The organism is Selenomonadales bacterium (genome assembly GCA_018335585.1).
GTDB lineage: Bacteria > Bacillota > UBA994 > UBA994 > UBA994 > UBA994.
Window position 1 is genome coordinate 1 of record JAGXRZ010000036.1, and the last position, 3,066, is coordinate 3,066.

Annotated in this window: 2 protein-coding genes; both read left to right on the plus strand. The window is 56.8% G+C overall.

Going from position 1 to position 3,066, the window contains the following annotated elements; genetic code table 11:
- A partial coding sequence (locus tag KGZ66_06010; protein MBS3985138.1) for a hypothetical protein occupies positions 1-2,642 on the plus strand: 2,642 nt, incomplete at its 5' end.
- Between the two features lies 1 nt (position 2,643).
- A partial coding sequence (locus tag KGZ66_06015; protein ID MBS3985139.1) for a hypothetical protein occupies positions 2,644-3,066 on the plus strand: 423 nt, incomplete at its 3' end.

Genomic DNA, 3,066 nt, shown 5'->3' on the forward strand with positions numbered 1-3,066 from the left:
CCGCCTGCCCGAACCCGTTTCTGGGCGAGTTTATTAAACACCACGGCAAGCCCTACGACCCGGCGACCGACTGCTACCAGCGCGAGCCTTTTGCCGCGGACGTGAGCGAGGGCAAGAACGACCCCATCTACAACGCCCACTCCTACCACACTAAGGTGCCGCACAAAGCCATTATGCGCTACATCCTGCACTACACCGAGCCCGGCGATATAGTCTACGACGGCTTCTGCGGCACCGGTATGACCGGCGTAGCGGCGCAGCTCTGCGGCGACCGAGCAGCGGTAGAGTCCCTGGGGCTTAGAGTTGACGCCGCAGGACTGGGCGCCAGGAAAGCCGTGCTTAACGACCTTTCGCCTGCGGCTACCTTTATTGCCTATAACTACAATACCCCCGTGGACGTAAAGCTGTTTGAGCGCGAAGCCAAGCGCATTCTCCGCGAGGTAGAAGCCGAATGCGGCTGGATGTATAGCACGTTAGGCCCGACAGAAACGGGCCACGCCACGCTACCCCAAGCGTTAGCCGGAAAACTTGCCGCCTGCCACACAGCTGACGACATTCGCGGCTTGCTTAAGTCGCAGCCTTTTACGCTCGGCACCATTAATTACACCGTGTGGTCCGACGTCTTTGTGTGCGCCGAATGCACGCGGGAGGTTGTTTTTTGGGAAGCCGCAGTAGACAAAGCGGCCGGCAAAGTACAGGACGAGTTCCCGTGCCCCCACTGCGGCGCATTGCTGACGAAGCGCCGCATGGACCGCGCCTGGACTACTAAGTTTGACCGCGCGCTTAACCAAAGCGTGCGCCAAGCCAAGCAAGTGCCGGTGCTCGTAAACTATAGCTTAGGCAAAAAGCGCTACGAAAAAACGCCCGATGCGTTCGACCTAGCCGTAATCGCCAAGATAGAACAAAGCGATATCCCCTATTGGTTTCCCACCGACCGGATGCCGGAAGGCTATAACACCGAGCAGCCTAGGGTATCGCATGGCATCACCCACGTGCATCATTTATACTTGCCGCGGCAAGTCGCGACGTATTCCCTGCAATGGCAAATGGCTGATATGCAGGATAAGAGGCGGATGGTTCAGTTCTGGCGGTTTACGCTTCAGAGCGTGGCCCTGAGCTTTACCCGCTTAAATCGGTTTTTGCAGAACGCCTATTCTCAAGTAAACCGTGTCCTGAGCGGCACACTCTATGTTGGGTCAACTGTCAGTGAGCCGAGTATCAGTTATGTGTTGACGGGGAAAACACGGAGACTTGCCAAGGCTCTTTCAACAAGTATAGGGCATATTGCGGTAACCACGCAGTCGCTCTCCTCGCTATCGATTGGAGATAATTCCCTAGACTACATCTTCACCGACCCGCCCTTTGGCGGCAACCTAATGTACTCCGAGCTTAACTTCCTGTGGGAAGCGTGGCTTAAGGTCTTTACCAACAACAAGCCCGAGGCCATCGAGAACAGCGTGCAAAAGAAAGGGCTTAAGGAGTACCAAGACTTAATGACCCGCTGCTTTCAGGAATACTACCGCGTGCTTAAGCCGGGGCGCTGGATGACGGTAGAGTTTCACAACTCGCAAAATCGCGTGTGGAACGCCATTCAGGAGTCGCTACAACACGCCGGGTTTGTCGTCGCCGACGTGCGTACACTAGACAAGAAGCAGGGCTCTTTTAAGCAAGTTACAAGCGCCAATGCGGTTAAGCAAGACCTAGTCATCTCCGCCTACAAACCTAACGGCGGCTTGGAGGAGCGCTTTAAACTCGTGGCGGGCACAGAGGCCGGCGTCTGGGACTTTGTGCGCACGCATATGCGGCAACTTCCGGTTGCGGTAGTAAAAAGCGCGGGCAAGCAGAACACATCCTCGCTGGAGCTGATTGCCGAGCGACAGCCCTACCTGCTTTACGACCGCATGGTCGCCTTCCACGTGCAGCGCGGCGTCATGATTCCGCTCTCTGCCGCCGAGTTTTACGCCGGACTGGCGCAGCGCTTTTCCGAGCGCGACGGCATGTACTTTCTACCCGAGCAAGTAGCCGAGTACGATAAAAAGCGCATCTTAGTCGGCGGGGTGGAGCAGCTGCAGGTGTTTATTACCGGCGAGGCTTCGGCCATTCAGTGGCTTAAGCAGCAGCTCGGGCCCAAACCGCAGACCTTCCAAGAAATTCACCCGCAGTTTATGCAGGAGCTCGGCGGCTGGCAGAAATTCGAGCAGTCGCTAGAGCTGTCCGAACTGCTCGAGCAAAGCTTCCTGCGCTATGACGGCAAGGGCGAGGTGCCAAGCCAAATACATAGCTACCTTTCCACTAACTTTAAAGACCTGCGTAACCTCCCCAAAGACGACGACGCCCTGCGCGCTAAGGCCAAAGACCGCTGGTATGTGCCCGACCCCAACAAGGCGGGCGACCTCGAGAAGCTGCGCGAAAAAGCGCTGCTTAAGGAGTTTGCCGACTACGTGGTCTTAGCCGCCCGCGAGCGCAGGCTCAAAGTCTTTCGCTCGGAGGCGGTGCACGCCGGCTTTAAGAAAGCCTGGCAAGAGCGCGATTACGCCACCATTATCGCCGTAGCGCGCAAAATCCCCGACGCCATCCTGCAAGAAGACGCGAAGCTCACCATGTGGTACGACCAGGCGCTGACCCGCAGTGGAGAGCACTAAAATGACCCCATGGCAGTTGCAGTATCAGGCAGATAGCGCTAACATTCAGGTAGCAGGCTTCGTTGCGGCTTCTGAAGAAGAGTGTTTGCAGTATTTTGCGCGTCGTGTCGCCACGAAGCTAGCAGAATCAGACGGGGCAGAAGCACTTAGACAGCACTTGATCGAGTTAGAAACAACCGGGTTCGCTCTGTGTGCACTTGTGGATCAGTTGGAATCGTCCCCTCGGGCTAAGGACTGGGAGATAGGGGAGGCGTTTGCCGCAAGTGCCTTAGAGGACAGCCATGCAGCGATGTTTCCATGGCCAACGAGTTTCGACAGACGGGCTCGTAAAGCTAGCCTGCCCGGGCCGGATTTAGTCGGGCTGCAACGCCCTGATGCCCCGCGGTTTGTGTTTGGGCAAGTTAAGTCATCGTCCGAGAGGCGT